Below are 22,329 nucleotides of genomic sequence, written 5' to 3' on the forward strand. Positions count from 1 at the left end.
GCGTTCGAAACGGCGAAAATCTTCTGCGGGGTACGCTCTTGTCGGCCTTGCCCCGTCTGTTCATTCAATACGTTAGCTAGTGCACGCTCACTCTCAGCGCCGCCGCGGTGGCAAACGGCGCCAATGTCACGCTGCCCGCCAGCATCGCGCCGAGTATCGCCAGATAACCGTCGATCGGCATGCCCATCGAGGCGGCGTCGATCGCGCCGGTGGCGAAGATCAGCACCGGGATATACAGCGGCAGCACCAGCAGGCTGAGCAGCACGCCCCCTTTGCGCAGGCCGACGGTCAGCCCCACGCCGATAGCGCCGATCAGACTCAGCGTCGGCGTGCCGAGCAGCAGCGTACCCGCCACCGCCAGCCAGGTTTGCATATCGAGCGACAGCAGCAGCGCCACCAGCGGCGACAGGATCAGCAGCGGCAATCCCGTCACAACCCAGTGAGCACACACTTTGCCCAGCACCGTCATCGGCAGCGGCGTCGGCAGCAGCAACAGCTGCTCCAGCGAACCGTCGAGAAAGTCGTCGCGAAACAGCCGCTCCAGCGACAGCAGCGAAGCCAGCAGCGCCGCCACCCACACGATGCCCGGCGCAATGCGCGCCAGCAGCTGCGGTTCAGGGCCAATCCCCAGCGGGAACAGCGTGATCACAATCAGGAAAAACCACAGTGGGTTGACGATCTCCGACCCTTTACGGCAGGCGATCTTCAATTCGCGACGCACCAGAGTCAAAAACATCACAAACTCCCCGCGTCGTGTTCCGCCAAACGAATTTTGCCCACCGTTTGGCTGACGCCGGCCAAATCCTGATGCGTGGTCAACAATACCATGCCGCCCCGCTGCGCATGTTGTTCAAAAAGGCTAATCAACTCGGCCACGCCCTGTTTATCGATTGCCGTCAACGGTTCATCGAGGATCCACAGCGGCGCCGCGCTGAGCCACAATCGCGCCAGCGCCACCCGCCGCTGTTGCCCGGCCGAAAGCTGCGCCACCGGCAGATCTTCGTACCCCACCAACCCCACCTGCTCCAGCGCGCGCCAGATGGCCTGATGCTCGGCCGCGCCGCGCACCGCCTGATAAAACTGCAGATTTTCAAAGGGTGTCAATACGGCTTTGATGCCCGGTTGATGGCCGATAAACAGCAAATCTTGCTGATACGCCGCGCGATCGCGCAGCGTGTTGCGCCCGCGCCAGCACACCTCACCGCCGTCCGGCCGCGCCAGACCGGCGAGGATGCGCAGCAAACTGGTCTTGCCCGCGCCGTTCGGCCCTTCTACCTGAATGATATCGCCCGGCTGAACTGAAAAGCTTAGCTCGCTAAACAGGATGCGCTCATCGCGCACGCAACTCAGACTTTTGGCTTCCAGCATCAGGGAACTCATATTTTTCTTTGGGATAGCGAATCATAGCATAAGCCTTTCCCCGCACGCAGCCTGCGGCGGGCGCGCCGAGGGGCCAATATGGCGAGCAGGATCAAGAATGCGTGGAAAAAATCGGCGGATTTTAACTCTTGTTACCTTTTTCTGTATTTCGCCGCATTTAGACCGGGCAACTACGCTTAATGACGTGAACTCACCCTTATTGAGCAGGAGCGACAGCATGAACGAACAGCCACGCCAGGAGCACGAGCCGGATGAGACAATGCAGGTAGAGAGCGAAGAGCAGGAACAGGGCAAACGCGAAATCGAAGTCAGGGAAGAAAATTTGCCTTCGCGCGCGGCGGCGGTGCATGAGCAGATCCGGATGGAAGGCGAAAAAGAACTGGAGCGCGACGGGCTGGCGCTGCTGTGGTCGGCGATCGCCGCCGGGCTGTCGATGGGCGCCTCGCTGGCGGCGAAAGGCATTTTCCACGCCCGCTTGCCGGACGATCCCAGCCGCTTTTTCATTGAGAACCTCGGCTACACCTTCGGTTTTATCATTGTCATTATGGCGCGCCAGCAGCTGTTTACCGAAAACACCGTCACGGCGGTGTTGCCGATCATGCATAAGCCCACGCCGCGCAACCTGCTTATCCTGCTGCGCCTGTGGGGCGTGGTGCTGCTCGGCAATCTGATCGGCACCGCGCTGGCGGCGCTGGCGTTTACCCATATGCCGCTGTTCGACGCCGAAACGCGCCGCGCCTTCATCAGCCTGGGCGAAGAGGTGATGCGCCATACGCCGGGAGAAATGTTCGCCAACGGCATCCTGGCCGGCTGGATCATCGCCACCATGGTATGGATGTTCCCGGCCGCCGGCGCGGCGAAAATCTGGGTGATCGTGTTGATGACCTACCTGGTGGCGATTTGCGATTTGACGCATATCGTGGTCGGCTCGGTGGAGATCCTGTATCTGGTGTTCAACGGCGCGATGGAATGGCAAGCATTCGTTTATCCGTTCGCCCTGCCGACGCTGGCGGGCAACATCATCGGCGGCACCTTTATCTTTGCGCTGATAAGCCACGCGCAAATCCGCAACGATTTGAGCGCCAAAAATAAGGCGGCGCGCCTGCAAGAGGAAAAACGGCGCCACGGCGGGGAAAAACCGTGATCGCCGTCGGTTAGCCGAGGAAATTTCGGCGCGAACTGGCGAGGTATTGAGCAAACGCGCCGCTAAGCGCTTATTCTGCGGGTAAAAAAAGGTATAATGCCCCGGCAGCTTCGGTTGCCGGTCCGCAGCGTCCCCGTAGTTAAACGGATATAACAAGCCCCTCCTAAGGGCTAGTTACTGGTTCGATTCCAGTCGGGGACGCCATTTTTCCTTATCGAGACAATGCGCATCGACCGCCCGCGGCCCCTGCTTCAATCCCTTGTTCAGCCCTAATTTCATCCCTGCAGGTGCAGGCACGCCATCCAGGTCATTCCTGCCAACACGATTGGCTGATGTTCCCGATTATTGGCCATCGCATTTCCTGAAAACATGAACAGAATAAATGCCAGCATGAATTGAATGGCCCGTTGTCCTAAACTGGCGACGATGATTTGGCCAAAGGCAGACAGCCTTAAATACAGTAGCAGGAGTGCGTGGTGCCGTTTATTCATCGAATCGGGGCGATTTTCTCTATTCATGACGTCTCCTTTTCCATCACTACGTCACAGGAATAAGTATATCGACATTGATAACCTTACTGTTTGAACTTTCATCTCTATATAGCTCGATAAAGAAGCTCTCCCTCATTTTGACGTTGATAGCCGGCAAGTAAGCATCATATATCCCCTCAAAAAAATTAACGTACTCAGGCAACTCGCCCATAAAGGGAATAACAATATATTTGCCCATTGGGATATAGAAGTTGAAGATGGAGTGAAAAACCGCCTGCTCCTTGCCGTTGGCATGGCATTTATTCCCCCTGCTTTTCTCTACATTATATGCCCCCCAATTTTTGCTTAGCCGTTTCTCATTAGTCTGCGCAATATCATTGGCATCTCTGTATTTCCTTATAGAATGAAAAATTAATGTTTTGTAATGCTTCAGCATCTCGATGTCATCCGGCATGACCGTATGATAGAAATAGGGTTTATTATCGTTGCCGTACGGGGGGATCTGCGTGGAAAAATCCCATCCCCGGCTGTTTCTAAAGCTGTTGGGCGTTTCGCCAAAGAAACGTTTGAATGCCCGGGTGTAGCATTGCTGAGAGGCAAACCCCGATGCTAAGGCGACATCCAATATGTTCCCTTGATGCTGTTTGAGCAAGACAGCCGATCGGCTCAGCTTTCTATTCCTGATATACGTCCCGAGCGTAATGCCAAAATAATGCTTAAACAACCGCTGTAAATGCCATTTAGAGTAACCCGAGATAATTGAAACCTTCTCAACCGAAAGCCCCTCCACAATATTCTTTTCCATATACTCCAATACTTGTAAAAGAATATCTCTTCTGTAATCCATGTGCGCTCCTTGCATTTATAAAAGTCGTATCCTTTTCATTAAAATCGTTAAGCGAAGAAATTAAGTCATTAAGATTAATCCTAAAAAATCACGCCCTCTTCTTTTTATTCTCACACCCTCAGAGAGGTCATTATATAAATAACTGAAAATGATCATGTTATATAAATCCACCCACAAGAAAATCGAAAAACAAAATTTAACGACACAAAGTGCATCTATTGAAGGAGCACTTGCGCCGCCAGTGAGAATCACACTTTCTGTTAAATTTTTTATCTTAAAGTGTTTTTTATCGCATCAATTGCATGGCCGAATAGGAATTTCATCATCAGAAATGAAATCGCATTTTATAGCCTTGATTGTTGATAACACTTATTGCAGCTAATGGGTAAAGCCTGAGCCGTGGCTAAGGAAGCTGAGAGGAATAAACGCAAAGCCTGAACATCAGGCTTAATAATCACATGTCGCAACAGTGAGTTTCTTTTTTATCTTTCCCTGCACAGAAAAAGCGGATGCATCAACAAATCATGTTAGAGGTCATATATTGCCTTCCCGTCCCGGGGGCATTGATGCTCCCGCACCGCGCCAGCCTCTCCGCCGTCAAGCGCCAAGCCGATACGCGCCATAGTTTGTTACCGTAACCGCCCGCTCCTCAAAAAAAAGCCCAGCACGCAAAGCTGGGCTTTTCATCCAATGAGCGGATTAGTCCGTCAGGTTGTCGATCTCTGCCGCTCTGTGCTTACGCAACAGATACAGCAGCAAGGACACCCGTCGCTCGGTCCGTTCCGGGGTATCCGGCGGCAAGTTATAGCGCAAGGTGTAGCGCTCGTTGTTCTCGTTGCAAAAATCGATGACCAGTACGGGCGCAGACGCTCCCGCCACTTTTCGATAATTCAGCGAGATGCACGACAGGTTTTTGCCCATCTCAACTCACCGTGACGGTACGGCGGGTTGACTCGGCAATTCGCCCCACGCCGGCGCTCAACGCAGCGCCCAGCAGCAGTATCAGCAGTGAGCCCCACGCGGCGCGAGAGAGTTGCTTGGCCGCTTCATCAGCCGCTTCACGCGCTTTCTGCTCGGCCTCGGCCTTGACTTTTTCCACCTTCTGCACCGCCTGCTGATAAGCCTGGGCGTAGTTATCGACGATTTGGCTCGCTTCATCACGGCTCTTGCCGGTGCGTGCCGCAACAATATTCACCAGCGCGTCCTTATCGGCGGCGCTCAACGTCGGCTCACCGGACTGCTTAACGCGCTCGAACCACTGCTTAAGCTCGGTGGCAGCCTGCGCCGGATCGGCCACAGCATCCACGGCCGACTGTTTGCCGTCGGCGGCCGCCCGATTGGCTTTCTGCTCCAACCGAGCCGGATCCAGCTCCGGCTTACCGGTCTGCTTAAGCGTTGCGTTCAACTGGCTTTCCAGGTTTCCCCAGTCGAGGCTGATGCCCTTTTTATCCAACTGTTGCTTCAGGCTGTCGCCCACGCTTGGCGCCGCCGCCGCCAGGCCGCTGCCCGCCAGCGAGAGCCCTTTGCCAACCGCGTTGCCAGCCAGCCCCACCACGCCGCTTGCCAGCGACACCATCAACCAGGTGGTCAGCAAGGTGGTGATCGCCCAGCTCAACAGGCCATGCAAGCCGCCGCGATTCGGCGCGGTGCGGCCGGCGACGAACGCGCCTGCGGCCAACGACGCCAGCGTTGAAACCAGCAGCCAGATCCCGGTGCCGGTGCCAAATCCGCTCAGCGGGTTGCCCTTTTGCATCATATCCACGGCCTGGGCGCCGATCGCCGTCCCCAGCACGCTGAATATCAGATAAGTCACCAGCGCCACGGCACTCCCGGCCAATATCGAGCCCCATGACACCTGAAATGCAAAGCGATTTGATTCATAGACAGTGGTCATCGTTGTTCCTTATATTTTCTGGACAAGTGATTGCACGCACGGCAGAAAACCGCGCAGACAAATTCAGTCTGCCGCGCGACATCATTGGCCGTCCCGGTTCATTTGCACCAGAACGCCTGGTGCATTCACACCCTGCGAATACGCACGTTATGCACTAAGCTGCTCAGCGAGTAGCGTAACCCGCGGCCCCTAGAGAGGCCGCTCCCCTTCTGTCTAGCGGAGAACACATGAGCCAATCCGTCTTGGCCAGCGAAACCAACCGCGGCCACCTACAGCAAATCATCTCCGGCTTGTCCGACGGCGTGATCCTGACGGATACCGATCAAACCCTGCTATGGGCCAACGAGGCCGCGTTAGCCATGCATGGCGTGAGCCACCAGCAAGCCCTGGGGGCCAATGCCGGCGAGTACGCGGCGCGTTTTGCCCTGCGCTATCGCAACAACCATCCGCTGGCTTTGGAGCAGTACCCTTTGAACCGGGTTGCCGATGGCGAGACCTTCACCGATGTGGTGGTGGAAGTTCGCCAGGTCGACGATCCGGACAGTTTCTGGGTGCACCGCCTGCGGAGCCTGATCGTCACCGATCCGCAGGGGCAGCCGGAGCTGCTGGCGCTGATCATGAGCGACGCGACGGAGTGGGCCAGCGCCGAACAGCGCTTTGAAAAAACCTTTAACGCCAATCCGGCGCCGGCGGTCATCTGTCGGCTCAGCGATCTGCGCTACGTCAAGGTCAATCAAGGGTTCCTTGATATGACCGGTTACCAACGTGAACAGGTCTTGGGGCGTTCGGTTTATGAACTGGACGTCCTGCAACAGGCCGAGCATAAAGAGCTGGCCGTGCAGCGCCTGGGGGAAGGCGCCACCATTCCGCAGATGGAGGCCGAGCTGAAACTGCCTGATGGAGGCAGCAAGCTGGTGGTGGTTGCCGGTCAACCGTTGGACATCAATGAAGACGACTGCATGCTGTTCACGTTTACCGATCTCGAACCCCGGCGCCAGGCTGAATCGGCGCTGCGAGAAAGTGAAGAGCGGTTCGCCAAATCTTTCCGCCTGAGCCCGGTGCCAACGCTGGTGTGCACCGCAGACGGGCGGCGCGTGCTGGATGTTAACGAAGCCTTCGTCCGCGCCATCGAATGCGACGCCGAAGCCTTGGTCGGCAAATCGGTCGACGAGATCCCGGTTTTTGACGATCCCGAGGCGGGCAGCCGTTTGTTTGCCGCCCTGGAAAAAACCGGCAATGTCGAAGGGATGGACATCCGGGTGCGCAAGAAAGGGAGCGAGTTAATCGACTGCGTGGCCTCGGCGGATGCCGTCAGCATCCATAATGCGCCCTGCTATCTGTTGGTGCTCATGGACATTACCGAACGCAAGCGCTCGGAGCTGGAGCTGGTGAACGCCATCGAGGAAGTGATGCAGGACGCCTCGTGGTTTAGCCAAACCCTGATCGAAAAACTGGCTAATGTGAAAAGCATCAATCGGTCCAACCAGACCGGGTTTGCCGCCAACGATCTCACCCCGCGCGAGCGCGATGTGCTGGGTTTGATCTGCGAGGGACTGCCGGACAAGAAAATCGCGGCGCGCCTCAATCTGGCGCTCAACACCATTCGCAATCATGTCGCGACGGTCTATTCCAAACTCGGCGTGCACAGCCGCAGCGAAGCCATCGTATGGGCCAGAGAACGCGGGCTGTTTACCGGCGGACCAGCCTCGATGAATGGCAAGTAGCCTGCAAATGCACTAGCCATACCGATGCAAACGCCCCTTATGAGCACCGAGTGAAGTGCATAACATGGCGGTGCAAATGCAGGCTTTCGCCCTGTGCGAACGCCAAACGGATCGAACCTAAGGAGCGCATCATAATGAACAGCGAAAAAGCCAATGGCATGATGGAAAAAGTGGCGGGCAAAGCGCAGGAAATCGCGGGCGACGTCAGCGGCAACGAACGTTGGCAGGCCGAAGGCGTCACGCGCCAGGCAGTGGGCGCGCTGCAAGAAAAATACGGCGACGCCCTGAGCTGCGCCGGCAGCATGATGAAGAAAAATCCCCTCGCCGCGTTGGCACTCGTTGCCGGCGCAGGTCTGTTGGCCGGCCTGCTGCTGCGTCGCCGTTGATGGGCGCCGACGAGCAAACCACTTTTCCCTGAATGCCGTGTCCGGTGGGCAGCCACCGGGCACGGTTCTTTGCCAGGCGGGGGATTGCTGCCTCCCTCTCGTTGGCATCCGGGCTTAACGCATGCTCTGCGTCGCCATGCCACGGATTATTATGGCGAAACCATTCTATCCCGCATGGAACATGAGCCTTTATCGTTCAGGCTGTCGCACACCGCCTTTACTCGCTGCTTAACGGCACCTCTTTTATTATATTCGTCCTATTGCTGATTATCATCGCCCTCTCAGTCAACGCCCCCTGTGTCTGTTATTTCCGCGTGTTATGCCAGTAAGTTAATTTACCCTCAACATAACGAAATCCCTCGGCATAAAAACCGAATATATCAATCAGGCTGGGTTTATCCTCCGCACCATTAAATGTTAATATTGCCGGATTATGCGCACGGAGAAATAGCATGTTCCCCAGTAAAAAACATTCGCAGCGGGCGACCCCGCTGACCAGCTATCAATTTTCCAGGCTGCATACTTTCGAATGCGTCGCCCGTCATTTATCTTTTGCGCTGGCGGCACAAGAATTGTCGATCACCCCCAGCGCCGTGAGCCACCGCATTAATTTGCTCGAAAAGGAATTGGGGTTTCTGCTATTCCAACGCTTTCATCGCAGAATTACGCTGACGCCGGAGGGCGAGCGCATGCAATGGGCGCTGGACAGCTCCTTCAACACCTTGAATCAGGAAATCCTGGACATCAAAAATCGCGAGTTGACGGGGACCTTGACCCTCTACTCGCACCCGTCCCTGGTGCAATGTCTGCTGCTGCCGCGCATCGGCGATTTTATCGCCCAGCACCCCACCATTCACCTCAACATTCTGACCGGGCAGGAAATCATCAACCTGGCCAACCGCGGCGTGGATCTGGCGATGTACTTCGGCAAACTGCGCTCGGGGCGGCATCTGGAAGAAGCCTTTATGCAGGAATCGATGGTGCCGATCTGCACGCCGCAGTACGCCGCCGCACACAATCTGTATGATGCGCCGGAAAACCTGGCTCACTGTACGCTGCTGCACGATCGCTACAACTCCGGCGAAGATGAGTGGCAAACCTGGTCACAACACTTTGCGCTGGGGCTGGATACCGACAGTAAAAGTATGGAGTTCGACCGTTCCGATCTCGCGGTGCTGGCCGCTACGCGGCACCTTGGCGTCGCCATGGGGCGGCTTAATCTGGTGCAGGACTGGATCAAAAGCGGCGAGCTGATCATTCCGTTCGCCGATATGACCGTGCCCTGCGAACACTGCTATTTTACCTCGACCATCTCCGAGCGGCAGTGGCCGAAGATCCTCGCGTTTAAGCAGTGGATAATGAAAATATCCCCTCTGGTCTGATGGCCAGAGGGTTATCGCCATACTTTGGGAGAATAAGAAAAATGCAACGCGCAGGCATAGAGCCGGCCGGCCTTTGAATAAGAGATATATTTGCGATTTTTATCCCAGGTCAGCAGGGAATTATTGGCAAAGTAATAAACCTCCAGCGGCATCCCGTTAGCCAATTTCGACCAACCTCGGCTTCTTATCACGGTAAAGTCACCGTTATCGCTGAGCGTAATCAACGGCACGCCCCAGGCATAGCGGGATATTTGCATCTGAATAATGAATTGGCTTTCGCAGCTTATTTGGTAATTCTGTACATCAACATCCATAATTTATATTTTTGGTGCCACCCTACGGTCAAAATAAATAAGATATGAACAACTCACCACGATTAACCCCAGCACGATCAGCACGGCACCCAATACAAACTCAATTTGCAGCGGCTCGCCGAGCATGACGACGCCGGCCAGGATGCCGAATACCGGCGTCATAAAGGTGAGAATCCCCAGCGAGGACGCCTGATAACGACGCAACAGTGAAAACCAGATCAGGTAACTGAAAAACGACACGATCACCGTTTGGAACAGCAGGCTACTCCAGGCCACCCGGCTCAGAACGACGTGCAAATTGCCCGACGCTATCGCCAGCAACGACAGCAGCACGCAGGCGCCCGTCAACTGGAACAGCAGCGTCTGTTTAGCCGGACACTCTGCCAGACGCGAGGTACGGATCACCAGCGTAGAACCGCCCCAGGCGATCCCCGCCAGCAGGCCGTAGAGATCGCCCTTCAACCGAGCTGCGTCGCCGCTGCCCTCAGCCATGCCCGATATGGCCAACACCACGCCGCCAAAGGCGATGAGCATGCCAAGCCACTGCACCGACGACAGGCGTTCCTGGCGAATCAGAAAATGCAGGCCGAGAGCGGAAAACAGCGGCGCGGTGTACAAAAACACCGCCATATGCGAAGCGCTGGTATAGCGCAGCCCTTCGGAGACAAAAAAGAACTCCAGCGCGAACAATGCCCCTACGCTCAAACCGGCGCTCAGCGTGGCACGATCCCAGGTGAAGCACTCGCCGCGGCAGCGCGCCAGCAGGTAAACCCCCAGCGCGGCAAGACCGGAGCGAATGGCAATTTGCAGCACCGCCGACACATCCGGTTCAGCGGCCTTGATCGCCACCTGCTGCATCCCCCAAATGGCGCATAGCATCACCATGGCGGCGGCAGCCCTGCCGTCGATACCGATTCTTGCATTCATAATAGGGTTCCCGCCGCCGTTGAAATAATCACAGGCTGCCGTCGCGTTATTCTTTATACACCACGATTTCCTGATAAAGCTTAATAACTTCGCCATCGCTGTCGACGGAGTCGGTATATTCAGTTTGCTGCGCCAGGTGAATCACCTTCCAGCCTTTTCGCGCCAATTCCGGGATCGTCAGGCGCCCCACGCCGCGGCAGAAAAACAGAGTGTTGTCAGACAACCTTAGCTTACTAACCTCTGCATAATCATAAGCTTGAGAATGGCAGACGTGCGACTCCGCCGCCATCGCCGGTAATGAAAACAGCCCCACCAACAACATTAACAGGTTTCTCATGGCGACCTCCCAATCGCTTATTCCTGCCAACCGATTACGCAAAAATGCCTCACGTTAATACGGCGGTGACAGGCTGGAATTAATTATCTCTTGCATGGCTGAAATTACAGGCTGGGGTTGGTGACTGACAAATGAAAAATATAAACCTTGGCGTTAAATGAATTCATCCGAGTGGAGAGAGAGGCAGAGCGGCCACTTTCACCGCACGAAATGGTCAAAAACCGGCCAATGATTAGCAAGAAAAGTAATTATTTATTTCACCGTTTATGCTACAAATGCCGCCCGCCGCTAAAACACCAAAAAAAACCGTCAAAATGCGCAAAAACGCAGCTTTCTGCGCAAAACATCGGCATGGCGGCGCTGATGAGGGCGGTCATACCTAAAACAGGGATAACACATGGCAATGAAATTGCGCGTAATGACTCAAGCGGTGGCGCTGGGTCTGGCGATCGGCAGCGCGTCGTTCGCCGCTCAGGCGGAAATCACCCTGCTGAAGCAAGATCCACAGGCCGGCGATCCGCTCAGCCGCCTGAACTTCACCGTTGGCGGCAGTATTCGTCCGCAGTTCAACAACATGACGGGCGACGGTGACAAGGGCTCGTACAAGCGTAACGGCTTCGACGGCGGCACCCGCTTCCGTTTCGCGGCGGACTACTATCTGTTCGACGATATCAGCTGGATCAGCTACTACGAGCTGGGCGTGAACATTCCGGCGCTGTTTGACTGGGATCATCACTATGCCGACGGCGCGAGAAACACCAGCCGCCGCATGCTGTACACCGGCCTGAAAAGCAACACCTGGGGCCAGATGACCTTCGGTCAGCAGAACAGCGTTTACTATGATGTGGTTGGCGCCAAGACCGATATCTGGGACTACGACATGCTGGCCCAGGCGCCGGGCAACGGCATTAACGGCGACTACGACGGCTCTTACCGTTCACGCAAAATGCTGAAGTACAAGAACCGCTTCGGCGATGCGGACGTTTACGCTTCGTACCTGTTCAGCGACAGCGACTACCTGCCGGGCAACGGCCTGCGCTACAAGCGCAAAGGCGGCGGCTCTCTGGGCGTGGATTACCACATTACGCCGGATCTGACCTGGGGCACCGCCTGGAACTACACCCGCGCCGAAATGCGCAACCCGTCCACCAGCGGCAGCAAAAGCTACGATCAGAACATTTTCGGCACCGCCATCAGCTGGAAACCGGACAACTGGACCCTGACCTTCGGCGGCGGTTACTACAACGACTTCCTGACCACCAAGAAAGCCGACGTCAATAATTACTTCGCCGGCGATGCGTGGGGTATCGAATACCTGGCCGGTTATACCGTGCCGGTAGGTCAGTACGCGGTGAAATCGGTGATGCCGTACTTTATGGGCGATCGCCTGGAATACATCACCGGCCGCAACTACCAGCGCATCGATAACGGCCTCGGGGTGACCGTACAGTTTGACTACGGTTTCCGCGTTGACGTGGAGCACGTGCTGACATCGAGCACCGACAACCTCGGCGATATGACCGTGGTGCGTCTGCGCTACGATTTCTGATTGCTCAGAATGCAAAAAAGGCCGCGCAAGCGGCCTTTTTCGTTTATTGACACAGCGTCAGAAGCCGCCGCGCGCCGAGCGCCCGACCGCTTCGCCCAGTTGCCATACCGCCATGGCGTAATGGGTGCTGTGGTTATAGCGGGTGATGACGTAGAAGTTCGGCAGACCGTACCAATACTGGTAGCCGGTGCCGACATCCAGCCGCAGCAGGCTGGCCTCTTGGTTATCACCAAGCGAACCCTGCGGGCTCAGGCCGGCTTCGGCCAGCGCGGCGACCGAGTAGCGCGTCTTGAAGCCGTTTTCCAACCCCGGCGCCTGGCCGTTGGCCTGAATGGCGACCGGCTCGCCTTTGGACCAGCCGTGCGCTTTGAAGTAATTGGCCACGCTGCCGATGGCATCGACCGGATCCCACAGGTTGATATGCCCATCGCCGTTGAAATCGACCGCATAGCTTTTGAAGGAAGAAGGCATGAACTGCCCGTAGCCCATCGCACCGGCGAAGGAGCCGCGCAACTCGAGCGGATCGTCGCCTTCGGTGCGCGACATCAGCAAGAAGGTTTCCAGCTCACCGGCGAAGTAATCGGCGCGGCGCGGGTAGTCGAAGGCCAGCGTCGCCAGCGCATCGATAATGCGGGTTTTACCCATTACGCGGCCCCAACGGGTTTCCACGCCGATAATCCCCACGATAATCTCCGGCGGCACGCCGTACACCTGCCAGGCGCGCTGCAGCGCATCCTGATATTGATTCCAGAACACTACGCCGTTTTGCACGTTATCCGGGGTGATGAACTTGTTGCGGTAGCGCAGCCAGGAGCCATTCGGCCCGGTTGGCCCCTGGGTAGACGGCGTCGGCGCCTGCCTGTCCATCAGCCGCAGCACCGAATCCAATCGCCGAGCCTGCGCCAGCACGTCGTGCAGCTGCTGCCGGTCAAAACCGTGTTCCTGCACCATCTTCTCGATAAAGCGCGCGGTATTCGGGTTATTGGCGAAATCCCCACCCAGCGGCGCGCCGCTGTGCGCCGGGCTCAGCAAAAAGCCGCCCTTTACCGGGGCGCTCTGCGGCGTAGCGGTGGTACTGGGTTTCGGCGTGCTGCTACAGGCAGCAAGCAAGGTAATCAGCGGTAAAAGCGCAACCAGGTGACGCATCGGATATCCATATAGCCATGCAAGAGATAAGTGGGAGTTATGTTAATGCATTGTTCAACGCGAACAAACAGGATTATGCCGCCAATGACCGCGTCAGGTAGCCAAACGTGCCAAATTGTGACGTTTTGCACGGGCAAAGAACGCCCGGTGCGGCCGCGCTGAATCTCAACCGCAACTAAATGAGAAAAGTTATCACCTTGACGCCCACGTTTGCCCCGATAAAATGCCCGACTGCTTGCCACCCGGCTATCGCCGCAATGATCACGACAATGGACTGTGATGGAATCTCTCGGACAACTCGCCAAAGACCTGTACCGTGGGCGCATCTCGCGCAAACCGTTTATTTTCTCGCTGGCGATCTTCGCCATCGGTATCGTGCTGCTGTCGTTTCTGTCGACCTATCTGGATAAAAACCATTTTCGCGCCCACGCGCACGGCGACGGCGCCGAATTCGTCTCGGTGCTGCTGTATCTGCTGTGCATTATGGTGTGGGCGTTGTTCTGTTTCGGCCTGGTCACGTGGTTCATGGCCAAAACCGCGTTCCGACTCAACGATATCGGCCTGCCCGGTTGGGCGTTGGCCGTAGCGTGCTATGTTTGCTCGGTGCTCAACAACTACTCCCCCGGCCCGGTAGCGCGCTGGCTGCCGCTGTTCAGTCTGGCAGTCATGCTCTGCGCCCTGCTGTTGCCGCCCGACGGGCTGCGACGCAAGCCGCGTGAACAGACCGATTGAGCGCCATTCCGCTCAAGGCTATGGCTATCCGCCGGCCGTGCCGTCACAATAGCGCCTCATTCAGGTTTTAATCAGGGATCGCCATGTTCAGCCATTACTTCGCCCATTACGCCTTCGATCGCGACAGCGACGCCTGGCAGATCGGTTTTCGCGACTTCCCCGAGTGGCAAACCGCCTGCTATAAACGCGAAGACATCGAACTGGAGGCGCAGGAAAGCCTGTTGGCCGCCATCGCCGCCACGATGGATGAAGGTTTGCCCCTGCCCGCCCCTTCCCCTCTGCAAGCCGATGAGTTGAGGGTACACCTGCCGGCGCTGGTGGCGCTGAAAATCGAACTGCACAACGCCATGCTGCGCAAAAACACCGGTAAAGCGGCGCTGGCGCGCAAGCTGGGTTTCAACGGCGGGCAAATGGAGCGGTTGCTGGATATCGGTTACGCCTCGAAGGTGGAAGCGTTGGAGCAGGCGCTGTATCTGTTGGGCTACGACGTGCGCGTGACAATAAGTGAAGTTTGCCAATAAGTTAGCAACAGGTAAGCAAAATATTATCCGCAGGGGCTAAATTTTCCTCCATTCGCGCCGATGTGATCGTTACCTAATCCTCTGTCGCAACAACGAAGGCTAAAAATGGAGTGGAGTCGCCGTCATATTTGGGCCGTTATTCTGCTGTCTTGTCTCGTTTTTTGGGTCATTCTGGCGACCGGCATCAACGCCGTCGCCTGAGCGCCTGCCGCTGCATTCTTTCATCCCTTATTTTACAGCCCGCCACGGCGGGCTAGTTCCTGTCGCCCGCCGATGAAAAGCGTTATAAAACAGCGCGCCCTGTTCAAAAAACAGCCTAAAATTGTGATCAAAAACACAGTATTGAAATCAGACCAGTATTGAGAGTACATTAGCGCCGATCCTGTCGCGGTTCGGATTTTACCTCACGGAGCATGAGGCGCGACAACCGGACAACCCGCGCGCGAGGACGTTGTTCTTTCGTTTGGAAGAACCCGCCCGACAAACAGGTTGCCCATAAAACACTCAGCACAACAATCGGGATCATTGCTGGCGAGGACTCCAGACAGGAGTTGTTCAGTGAAATATTTTTTGATGGGCGTGTCATTCATGCTGGTTGCCTGGGTTGGCACCTTCATGTTGATGGTTGCCTGACCGGGAACACAGCCAAAGGGACGCGCGAGCGTCCCTTTGTCGTTTCCGTCGTTCGCCGTTATTTGCCCGGCATCATGCGGCGCAGGGTGTCGTCCTTGCGCAGGTAGTGGTGATACAGCGCCGCCAGCGCATGCGCGCCAATGATAAAGTAGCCGATATTCGCCAGCGTCTCATGAACCGTTTTAACCAGCTTGCGCATCACCGGATCCGGCGTCACCCATTGCGGTACCGGCCACCCCAGTAAAGTCCACGATTTCCCGCCGTAGGCCAGGGTTAACACGCCCAGCAGCGGCAACATCAGGAATACCACGTACAGCAGCCAATGGAAGATCTTGGCGCCCACTTCCTGCCATTCCTCCAGCGGCGGCGTGGTCGGCGGCGTCGCGTGGAGGGTGCGCACCGCCAGCCGAATCAGCATCAGGGCAAAAACCGAAGCCCCAAAATTAAAGTGCAGATTTTTGACCAGCGGCGCCCACGCCTCCGGCACCGAATCCTTCAGCAACATCGCCGCGTAGGTGAGGATCACCATCAGCAGCGTCAACCAATGTAAAACGATTTGCGATCGCGCGTAGCGGTTGCTCATACACTCTATCCAAAAAATAAAATTCAGCGTAGTCGAGCATAATGGGGAAATAATGAAGAAAACCTTGGGACGGGAAAAAATAAGGCCGGACAAACGTCCGGCCTGACAGGATTATTTGGCGCCGCCGCCTTTGCCCGACATCAGCAACCCGTCCGCGCGGAACATGGCCTTGATGCCGCGCACCGCCTGGCGAATACGGTCCTGATTTTCGATCAGCGCGAAGCGCACATGGGTATCGCCATAGTCGCCGAAGCCGATGCCCGGCGAAACGCAAACCTTGGCTTCCGCCAGCAGGCGTTTGGCGAACTCCAGCGAACCGAGATGGGCATAAGGTTCGGGAATTTTCGCCCAGACGTACATCGACGCCTTCGGGTTCTCCACCATCCAACCCGCCTCATGCAGCCCTTTCACCAACACATTGCGGCGCTGCCGATACTGTTCGGCGATATCGCGCACGCACTGCTGATCGCCTTCCAGCGCGGCGATGGCCGCCACCTGCAGCGGCGTAAAGGTCCCGTAGTCGTGATAGCTCTTGATGCGCGCCAACGCGCTGACCAGTTCGGGATTGCCGACCATGAAACCGATGCGCCAGCCGGCCATGTTGTAGCTTTTCGACAGGGTGAAGAACTCCACCGCAATGTCTTTCGCCCCCGGCACCTGCATGATCGACGGCGCTTTCCAGCCGTCATAGACGATATCGGCATAGGCCAGATCGTGGATCACCAGCACGTTGTACTGCTTGGCCAGCGCCACCACCCGCTCGAAGAAATCCAGCTCCACGCACTGCGCGGTCGGGTTGGACGGGAAGCCGAGGATCATCATTTTCGGGCGCGGAATGGTTTCGCGAATGGCGCGCTCCAGCTCGCCGAAAAAATCCACGCCGTCCACCAGCGGCACCGAGCGCACCTGAGCGCCGGCGATCACCGCGCCGTAAATGTGGATCGGGTAACTGGGGTTCGGCACCAGCACGGTATCGCCGTGATCGAGGGTCGCCAGCATCAGGTGCGCCAGCCCCTCTTTCGAACCGATAGTGACGATGGCTTCGCTTTCCGGATCGATATCCACCTGATAACGATCGGCATACCAGCGCGAAATGGCGCGGCGCAGGCGCGGAATGCCGCGCGAGGTGGAATAACCGTGGGTGTCGTCGCGCTGGGCGACGGCGCACAGTTTTTCCACGATGTGCGGCGGCGTCGGGCCGTCGGGGTTACCCATGCTGAAGTCGATAATATCCTCGCCGCGACGGCGTGCGGCCATCTTCAGTTCGGCGGTGATGTTGAATACGTAAGGGGGAAGGCGTTCAATGCGCGTGAAACGGCGCTGTGGACTGTTATCAGCCATAGGGGATTCCTCGATAGACGTTAGCGCCCGGACCGTCCGAGCGACGCTGGCCAGCGAACTGACCGAATATCGAACATAGCGCAGCGCCGACGAGCTTGTCGATACCCTGCGCGATATTTTTATTTAGCGCTCTGAAACTCCGCCGCCAGCAGCCCGAACAGCCAGTCGTCGCACCACTGATCCGCCAGACGGTAGTTGTCGCGCAGCGTGCCCTCCAGCTGGAAACCACACGACTCCAGCAGGCCGCGCGAGGCGACGTTACCGGCGGTCACGGTGGCGGTCAGCTTGTGAAAACCGCAGGCGTTCACCGCAAAATCCAGCACCGCCCGCAGCGACTCCTTGCCATAGCCCTTGCCCTGCCCGGAAGGCAAACTCCCATATCCCACTTCCGCCTGCCGATACGGCGCCCTGTGCGGGCGAAAGCCGGTAATGCCCACCGCCTCTCCGCTGTGCTTCTCACGCATCACCAGGCACAGCCACTGGTCGCCGTGTTTCTCCCAGACCGGCAGGCGCTCCTCGAACCGTGCGCGGATCTCCGCTTCGCTGCGCGGATCGGAGATGTAACGGATCACCTCGGGATCTTGGTACAGGCGCAGAAACAGCGGCCAATCCTCGGCGGTTATCGACTGTAACTGCAGACGTTCAGTGACCAGCTTCATAAAATCTCCGAAAAACGAAAAAGAGGAACTTACGAATGAAAGATATCTCTTTATTTTCCCCGATTGGTTGCCGATAATCATTTACGTTAAAACCACAAAACCATAACGTCTTGCCCGATTCCCTACAACTGCCCGCCGCCGTTACCCACGCGGCATCAGGAGAACACCATGGCCTCTTTAGTCATCGACGATATTCCGCAGGCGATCGTTAACGTCAAGCGTCAGCTGCGCCAGGCATTGCCCAACTATCGCGACGTATTCCAGGCGCTGGAAGAGAACATCCGCGGCCAGGTCGAACAGATTCGCCGCGAACTGGCCGCCGGCCACAACCCGGTGCCGCAAATTGACGCGGAAGATATCCTGCAGCAGCGCGTCACTGAACAACAAAAAGCGCTGATCAAACAACGCGGCGCCTGCGCTATTCGCGGGGTGTTTCCGCGCGCCAAAGCCGAGGGCTGGAACCGCGAAATCGGCGATTACCTCGATCGCAACAACTTCGTCGAGCGATTGAAAAACGCCGCCGAAGACAACTATTTCGGCAAGCTGGCCGCCAGCAAGCCGCAGATCTACGGCATCTATTGGTCAAAACCGCAGGTTGAAGCGCGGCAGGACGCGCGCATGCATGCGGTGCAGGTGTTCCTCAACAGCCTGTGGGCCACCGAAAGCAACGGCAAGCAGCATTTCGATCCGACTCGCGTCGCCACCTACGCCGATCGCACCCGCCGCCGCCCGCCGAACTCCTCGTCGCTGGGCCTGTCGCCGCACGTCGACAGCGGCACCATCGAGCGCTGGCTGGACGAGAACTTCCGCTATGTGTATCGCCACGTCTTCTCCGGCGACTGGCAGCAGTACGATCCCTTCGCCGCCGACGGCCGCACCGAAGTGCGCGAGATAGCCTCTCCGGCGGTCTGCTCGATGTTCCGCACCTTCCAGGGCTGGACGGCGCTGACGCCGCAGCGCACCAACGCCGGCACGCTGAACCTGGTGCCAATCGCCAACGCCATGGCCTATGTGCTGCTGCGCGCGCTGCAGGACGACGTCGCCGATGACGATCTATGCGATGCGGCGCCGGGTCGCGCGCTGTCGATCTCGGAAAAATGGCATCCCCTTTTATTAAGCGGGATTTCCCCTATTCCCGATCTGGAGCCGGGCGACACGGTCTTTTGGCACTGCGATGTGATCCACGCGGTGGAGAACGAACATAACGGCGAGTTCGACAGCAACGTGATGTACATCGCCGCCGCGCCGGGCTGCGAGAAAAACGACGCCTATCTGCAGCGCCAGCTGCCGAGCTTTATCGACGGCAGAACGCCGCCGGACTTCGCCCCCGACGATTTCGAGGTCGATTTCGAGGGCCGCGCCACCGTCGAGCTGCTGACGCCGCTGGGCAAAGCGCAGCTCGGCATGCGCTGACCGCCGCCCCCAGCCACGGGCCTCTCTCGCTGTGGTATACTGCCGTCATCCGTAGGCCGCAGCGAGAACCCGTCGTGCACCCTTTTTTTGAAATGCTGTTGGCGGTGTTTGATCGCGCCGCGCTGATGTTGATCTGTCTGTTTTTCCTGACCCGCACCCGGCTGTTCCGCCAACTGCTGCAAAAAGAAGACCATACGCCGCTTGAGCTCGGCATCGTCACGGCGATCTTCTCGCTGTTCGCGCTGTTCAGCACCTACTCCGGCATCAACGTTGAGGGATCGCTGGTCAACGTGCGCGTCATCGCCATCATGGCCGGCGGCATCCTGTTCGGCCCCTGGGTGGGGATCGTCACCGGCATCATCGCCGGGGTGCACCGCTATCTGATCGACATCGGCGGCATCACCTCGGTGCCCTGCCTCATCACCAGCATCATCGCCGGCATCAGCGCCGGCTACATCAACCTCAAGGTGAGAAAAGAGCAGCGCTGGCGCGCCGGCATCGTCGGCGGCATGCTGTGCGAATCCCTCACCATGCTGCTGATCGTGCTGTGGGCCAAGCCGACCGAGCTTGGGCTCGACATCGTGTCGCAGATCGCGCTGCCGATGATCCTCGGCACGGTGTGCATCGGCCTGATCGTGCTGCTGGTGCAGAGCGTCGAGGATGAGAAAGAAGTGATCGCCGCGCGCCAGGCCAAGCTGGCGCTGGATATCGCCCACAAGACGCTGCCCTATTTCCGCAACATCAACAGCGAATCGCTGGCCACCATCTGCGATATCATCCGCCAGGATATCCGCGCCGACGCGGTGGCGATCACCGATACCCATCAGGTGCTGGCTTACGTCGGCGTAGGGCGCGAAGCCTACCCGATCGGCCGCGAAGGGCTGAGCCGTGTCACTCGCGAAAGCATTCGCCACGGCAAAATCATCATCAAAAACAACCTGGAAAACCCGGCCGCGCCGCAGATCCATTCGCAGCTGGTGGTGCCGCTGTGGGAAAAAGGCGAAGTGACCGGCGCGCTGAAAATTTACTACTGTCACGCTCACCAGATCACCAACACGCTGAAGGTGATGGCGGTCGGGCTGTCGCAGATCATCTCCACCCAGATGGAGGTTTCGCGCATCGAGCACCTGCGTCAGATGGCGGATAAAGCCGAAATGCGCGCGCTACAGAGCAAGATTAACCCGCACTTCCTGTTCAACGCGCTGAACGCCATCTCTTCCTCCATCCGCCTGAATCCGGACACCGCGCGCCAGCTGATCATCAACCTGTCGCGCTACCTGCGCTACAACCTGGAGCTGAACGACGAACTGATCGATATCCGCAAGGAACTGCATCAGATCCAGGATTACATCGCCATCGAACAGGCGCGTTTCGGCGCCAAGCTGACGGTGATTTACGACATCGACGACGACGTCTCGGTGCGCATTCCGAGTCTGCTGATCCAGCCGCTGGTGGAGAACGCCATCGTGCACGGCATCCAGCCCTGCAAGGGCAAAGGGGTAGTGGTGATCGCAGTGAAAGATCAGGGCGACCGGGTGAAAATATCGGTGAAGGATACCGGCCACGGCATCAATCAGGAAACCATCGATCGGGTGGCGCGCAACGAGATGCCGGGCCACAATATCGGCCTGCTCAACGTACACCACCGCGTGTCGCTGCTGTACGGTGAAGGGCTGCATATCCGCCGCCTGGAGCCGGGCACCGAAATCGCGTTCTACATCAGCAAAAACGGCGGCAAGCTGCATCAGGAGCCGAGCGCGCCGCCGGTCGGGGAGGCCTCATGAAAGCCATTATCGTGGAAGACGAATTCCTCGCGCAGGAAGAACTCAGCTACCTGATCAAGAAACACAGCAATATCGATATCGTCGCCACCTTCGAGGATGGCCTCGACGTCCTCAAATACCTGCAGACTCACCAGGTCGACGCCATTTTCCTCGACATCAACATCCCGTCGCTGGACGGCGTGTTGCTGGCGCAAAACATCAGCAAATTCGCGCATCGCCCGTCTATCGTGTTCATCACCGCCTATAAAGAGCACGCGGTGGAAGCGTTCGAGATCGAAGCGTTCGACTATATCCTCAAGCCCTATCACGAGGCGCGCATCGTCACCATGCTGCAAAAGCTGGAGGCGCTGCATCATCGCCCCGCCGGCGCGACGGAGCCGGCCAGCGCGCCGAGCCGCGGCAGCCACAGCATCAACCTGATCAAAGACGAGCGGATCATCGTTACCGACATCAACGACATCTATTACGCCGCCGCCGATGAAAAGGTGACGCGGGTCTATACCCGCCGGGAAGAGTTCGTGATGCCGATGAACATCACCGAGTTTTACGGCCGGCTGCCGGAAGAGCATTTCTTCCGCTGCCACCGCTCTTACTGCGTTAACCTGGCGAAGATCCGCGAGATCGTGCCCTGGTTCAACAATACCTACATTCTGCGGCTGAGCGATCTCGAGTTTGAAGTGCCGGTCAGCCGCAGCAAGGTGAAAGAGTTCCGCAAGCTGATGCGCCTGTAAGCGCTTACCAGCGCGGGCCCGGACGGTAGTAATACCCCGGCGGCGGCGGTGGCGGCATGCGGTAATGCGGCCGGTCGCGCCAGTCGCGCCGCGGCGGCCCGTAGTAAATCACCCGGGGCGGCGGGCCGTAATAGTACCCGCGCGGGCGTTCATACCGGCGGTGATCGGCCCACCAGCGCGGATCGCGCCAGCGATAGCCGTCCCAGTAATGGCCGCGATTGTCGCGATCGCCGATATGCAACGACAGGCCAGGCACGTTCACGCCGATGGAGACGTCGGCCTGGCTCGCCAGCGGCAGCGCCAGCAGCGCAGCCAGTAACAACAGCGTTTTTTTCATTTCATGGCTCCTGCAGAGCGGACCTTGTCCGATCGCAGATAACATAGCCCCGCGCTCACCGCCGCTCTATAGGC

At 57.6% G+C, this 22,329-nt stretch carries 25 protein-coding genes and 1 tRNA gene; 12 read left to right on the forward strand and 14 right to left on the reverse strand.

What is annotated here, in order from left to right; all coding sequences use genetic code 11:
* Positions 1 to 76 precede the first annotated feature (76 nt).
* Both ccmB and ccmA read right to left on the reverse strand, forming a co-directional pair.
* Complete coding sequence (gene ccmB, locus ACORQT_RS17630; RefSeq protein ID WP_025303731.1) at positions 77 to 736, reverse strand: heme exporter protein CcmB; 660 nt, start codon at positions 734 to 736, stop codon at positions 77 to 79.
* Positions 736 to 1,368 carry a cytochrome c biogenesis heme-transporting ATPase CcmA gene (gene ccmA / locus ACORQT_RS17635; protein WP_015378626.1) on the reverse strand — a complete coding sequence of 211 codons (633 nt, stop codon included), beginning with the start codon at positions 1,366 to 1,368 and terminating at the stop codon, positions 736 to 738. The genes ccmB and ccmA overlap by 1 nt, the downstream gene beginning before the upstream one ends.
* A gap of 229 nt (positions 1,369 to 1,597) precedes the next feature.
* Here ccmA and ACORQT_RS17640 point away from each other — a divergent pair, with 229 nt between their 5' ends.
* Positions 1,598 to 2,524, forward strand: a complete 927-nt coding sequence (locus ACORQT_RS17640) for a formate/nitrite transporter family protein (RefSeq protein ID WP_046687571.1) — start codon at positions 1,598 to 1,600, stop codon at positions 2,522 to 2,524.
* Positions 2,525 to 2,653: 129 nt separating this feature from the next.
* Positions 2,654 to 2,728: transfer RNA gene (locus tag ACORQT_RS17645), tRNA-Arg, on the forward strand.
* Positions 2,729 to 2,799: 71 nt separating this feature from the next.
* On the opposite strand, the gene ACORQT_RS17650 is transcribed toward ACORQT_RS17645, so the two are convergent.
* The 4 genes from ACORQT_RS17650 to ACORQT_RS17665 all read right to left on the reverse strand — a co-directional run bounded on the left by ACORQT_RS17650 (position 2,800) and on the right by ACORQT_RS17665 (position 5,756).
* Positions 2,800 to 3,042, reverse strand: a complete 243-nt coding sequence (locus ACORQT_RS17650; RefSeq protein ID WP_444859252.1) for a hypothetical protein — start codon at positions 3,040 to 3,042, stop codon at positions 2,800 to 2,802.
* Between the two features lie 19 nt (positions 3,043 to 3,061).
* On the reverse strand, positions 3,062 to 3,862 hold the full coding sequence (locus ACORQT_RS17655; protein WP_047574208.1) for a helix-turn-helix domain-containing protein: 801 nt from the start codon (positions 3,860 to 3,862) through the stop codon (positions 3,062 to 3,064).
* A 699-nt stretch (positions 3,863 to 4,561) separates the two neighbouring features.
* Positions 4,562 to 4,783 (reverse strand): hypothetical protein, encoded by a 222-nt coding sequence (locus tag ACORQT_RS17660; RefSeq protein ID WP_033643922.1) that lies wholly within the window; start codon positions 4,781 to 4,783, stop codon positions 4,562 to 4,564.
* Between the two features lies 1 nt (position 4,784).
* The gene (locus ACORQT_RS17665) at positions 4,785 to 5,756 is read right to left on the reverse strand and encodes a hypothetical protein (protein WP_164057510.1); all 972 of its coding nucleotides are present in this window, start codon (positions 5,754 to 5,756) and stop codon (positions 4,785 to 4,787) included.
* A gap of 227 nt (positions 5,757 to 5,983) precedes the next feature.
* Between ACORQT_RS17665 and ACORQT_RS17670 the strand changes: the two genes are divergently transcribed.
* The 3 genes from ACORQT_RS17670 to dsdC all read left to right on the forward strand — a co-directional run bounded on the left by ACORQT_RS17670 (position 5,984) and on the right by dsdC (position 9,248).
* A complete protein-coding gene (locus tag ACORQT_RS17670; RefSeq protein ID WP_046687575.1) occupies positions 5,984 to 7,480 on the forward strand; it encodes a PAS domain S-box protein in 1,497 nt (498 codons plus the stop codon).
* A gap of 134 nt (positions 7,481 to 7,614) precedes the next feature.
* Positions 7,615 to 7,866, forward strand: a complete 252-nt coding sequence (locus ACORQT_RS17675) for a CsbD family protein (RefSeq protein WP_033643925.1) — start codon at positions 7,615 to 7,617, stop codon at positions 7,864 to 7,866.
* A gap of 452 nt (positions 7,867 to 8,318) precedes the next feature.
* Positions 8,319 to 9,248, forward strand: a complete 930-nt coding sequence (gene dsdC, locus ACORQT_RS17680; protein WP_033651984.1) for a DNA-binding transcriptional regulator DsdC — start codon at positions 8,319 to 8,321, stop codon at positions 9,246 to 9,248.
* A gap of 11 nt (positions 9,249 to 9,259) precedes the next feature.
* Here the strand turns inward: dsdC and ACORQT_RS17685 are convergent, their stop codons facing one another.
* From ACORQT_RS17685 to ACORQT_RS17695, 3 genes are read right to left on the reverse strand one after another with little or no spacing between them, the layout of a single operon-like run.
* The gene (locus ACORQT_RS17685; RefSeq protein WP_042785132.1) at positions 9,260 to 9,562 is read right to left on the reverse strand and encodes a hypothetical protein; all 303 of its coding nucleotides are present in this window, start codon (positions 9,560 to 9,562) and stop codon (positions 9,260 to 9,262) included.
* 3 nt (positions 9,563 to 9,565) lie between these two features.
* Positions 9,566 to 10,489, reverse strand: a complete 924-nt coding sequence (locus ACORQT_RS17690; protein ID WP_042785133.1) for a DMT family transporter — start codon at positions 10,487 to 10,489, stop codon at positions 9,566 to 9,568.
* Between the two features lie 46 nt (positions 10,490 to 10,535).
* Positions 10,536 to 10,826 carry a hypothetical protein gene (locus ACORQT_RS17695; RefSeq protein WP_164057511.1) on the reverse strand — a complete coding sequence of 97 codons (291 nt, stop codon included), beginning with the start codon at positions 10,824 to 10,826 and terminating at the stop codon, positions 10,536 to 10,538.
* Between the two features lie 397 nt (positions 10,827 to 11,223).
* Between ACORQT_RS17695 and ACORQT_RS17700 the strand changes: the two genes are divergently transcribed.
* Entirely contained in the window at positions 11,224 to 12,375 is a 1,152-nt protein-coding gene (locus ACORQT_RS17700; RefSeq protein WP_033632458.1) for a porin, read from the forward strand.
* Between the two features lie 57 nt (positions 12,376 to 12,432).
* On the opposite strand, the gene mltB is transcribed toward ACORQT_RS17700, so the two are convergent.
* Positions 12,433 to 13,521 (reverse strand): lytic murein transglycosylase B, encoded by a 1,089-nt coding sequence (gene mltB / locus ACORQT_RS17705; protein ID WP_033632457.1) that lies wholly within the window; start codon positions 13,519 to 13,521, stop codon positions 12,433 to 12,435.
* A gap of 279 nt (positions 13,522 to 13,800) precedes the next feature.
* On the opposite strand from mltB, the gene ACORQT_RS17710 reads away from it, so the two are divergent.
* The 3 genes from ACORQT_RS17710 (at position 13,801) to ypdK (ending at position 15,407) form a co-directional block, all read left to right on the forward strand.
* Positions 13,801 to 14,253 carry a DUF805 domain-containing protein gene (locus ACORQT_RS17710; protein ID WP_047574204.1) on the forward strand — a complete coding sequence of 151 codons (453 nt, stop codon included), beginning with the start codon at positions 13,801 to 13,803 and terminating at the stop codon, positions 14,251 to 14,253.
* Between the two features lie 83 nt (positions 14,254 to 14,336).
* On the forward strand, positions 14,337 to 14,774 hold the full coding sequence (locus ACORQT_RS17715) for an antitoxin HicB (RefSeq protein ID WP_033651988.1): 438 nt from the start codon (positions 14,337 to 14,339) through the stop codon (positions 14,772 to 14,774).
* Positions 14,775 to 15,332: 558 nt separating this feature from the next.
* A complete protein-coding gene (ypdK, locus tag ACORQT_RS17720; RefSeq protein WP_099782600.1) occupies positions 15,333 to 15,407 on the forward strand; it encodes a membrane protein YpdK in 75 nt (24 codons plus the stop codon).
* A 58-nt stretch (positions 15,408 to 15,465) separates the two neighbouring features.
* Here the strand turns inward: ypdK and ACORQT_RS17725 are convergent, their stop codons facing one another.
* The 3 genes from ACORQT_RS17725 to ACORQT_RS17735 form a co-directional block, all read right to left on the reverse strand.
* Positions 15,466 to 15,990, reverse strand: a complete 525-nt coding sequence (locus ACORQT_RS17725; RefSeq protein WP_033643933.1) for a cytochrome b — start codon at positions 15,988 to 15,990, stop codon at positions 15,466 to 15,468.
* Between the two features lie 111 nt (positions 15,991 to 16,101).
* On the reverse strand, positions 16,102 to 17,331 hold the full coding sequence (alaC, locus tag ACORQT_RS17730) for an alanine transaminase (RefSeq protein ID WP_042785136.1): 1,230 nt from the start codon (positions 17,329 to 17,331) through the stop codon (positions 16,102 to 16,104).
* A 119-nt stretch (positions 17,332 to 17,450) separates the two neighbouring features.
* A complete protein-coding gene (locus ACORQT_RS17735) occupies positions 17,451 to 17,990 on the reverse strand; it encodes a GNAT family N-acetyltransferase (RefSeq protein WP_164057513.1) in 540 nt (179 codons plus the stop codon).
* Between the two features lie 168 nt (positions 17,991 to 18,158).
* On the opposite strand from ACORQT_RS17735, the gene ACORQT_RS17740 reads away from it, so the two are divergent.
* The 3 genes from ACORQT_RS17740 (at position 18,159) to ACORQT_RS17750 (ending at position 21,918) form a co-directional block, all read left to right on the forward strand.
* On the forward strand, positions 18,159 to 19,403 hold the full coding sequence (locus ACORQT_RS17740; protein WP_042785138.1) for a DUF1479 domain-containing protein: 1,245 nt from the start codon (positions 18,159 to 18,161) through the stop codon (positions 19,401 to 19,403).
* 92 nt (positions 19,404 to 19,495) lie between these two features.
* Positions 19,496 to 21,187, forward strand: coding sequence for a sensor histidine kinase (locus ACORQT_RS17745; RefSeq protein ID WP_033632451.1), 1,692 nt, complete (start codon positions 19,496 to 19,498; stop codon positions 21,185 to 21,187).
* A complete protein-coding gene (locus ACORQT_RS17750; protein WP_025303751.1) occupies positions 21,184 to 21,918 on the forward strand; it encodes a LytR/AlgR family response regulator transcription factor in 735 nt (244 codons plus the stop codon). Before ACORQT_RS17745 ends, ACORQT_RS17750 begins: the two co-directional genes overlap by 4 nt.
* 4 nt (positions 21,919 to 21,922) lie before the next feature.
* Here the strand turns inward: ACORQT_RS17750 and ACORQT_RS17755 are convergent, their stop codons facing one another.
* Positions 21,923 to 22,255 carry a DUF2502 domain-containing protein gene (locus tag ACORQT_RS17755; protein ID WP_033643938.1) on the reverse strand — a complete coding sequence of 111 codons (333 nt, stop codon included), beginning with the start codon at positions 22,253 to 22,255 and terminating at the stop codon, positions 21,923 to 21,925.
* Positions 22,256 to 22,329 lie beyond the last annotated feature (74 nt).

This window comes from Serratia sp. (in: enterobacteria) (genome assembly GCF_052400455.1).
GTDB classification, from domain to species: Bacteria; Pseudomonadota; Gammaproteobacteria; order Enterobacterales; family Enterobacteriaceae; genus Serratia; species Serratia ureilytica.